The 378-nt window shown below is 58.2% G+C and carries 1 protein-coding gene; it reads left to right on the top strand.

Annotation, left to right across the window (positions count from 1 at the left end):
- Window position 1: 1 nt before the first annotated feature.
- On the top strand, window positions 2-378 hold a 377-nt coding region (locus HJG40_RS14430; RefSeq protein ID WP_215864842.1), incomplete at its 3' end, for a GTP-binding protein.

Genomic DNA, 378 nt, shown 5'->3' on the forward strand with positions numbered 1-378 from the left:
GATGTCCAAAGGGAAATTTGAGCGGACGAAGCCGCATGTAAACGTGGGAACGATTGGTCACGTGGACCATGGGAAGACCACATTAACGGCGGCGCTGACGAAGGTGCTGTCGACGAAGTTTGGTGGAGAAGTACGAGCCTATGATCAGATTGACAACGCGCCGGAAGAACGGGCACGTGGCATCACGATCGCAACCTCACACGTAGAGTATGAGACGGAAGCCCGTCACTACGCCCACGTGGACTGCCCCGGACACGCCGACTACGTCAAGAACATGATCACCGGAGCGGCGCAGATGGATGGCGCCATTCTGGTCTGTTCAGCAGCAGACGGCCCCATGCCGCAGACGCGTGAACACATTCTGCTGGCCCGTCAGGT

It is taken from the genome of Acidithiobacillus concretivorus (assembly GCF_018853445.1).
Lineage (GTDB): Bacteria > Pseudomonadota > Gammaproteobacteria > Acidithiobacillales > Acidithiobacillaceae > Acidithiobacillus > Acidithiobacillus concretivorus.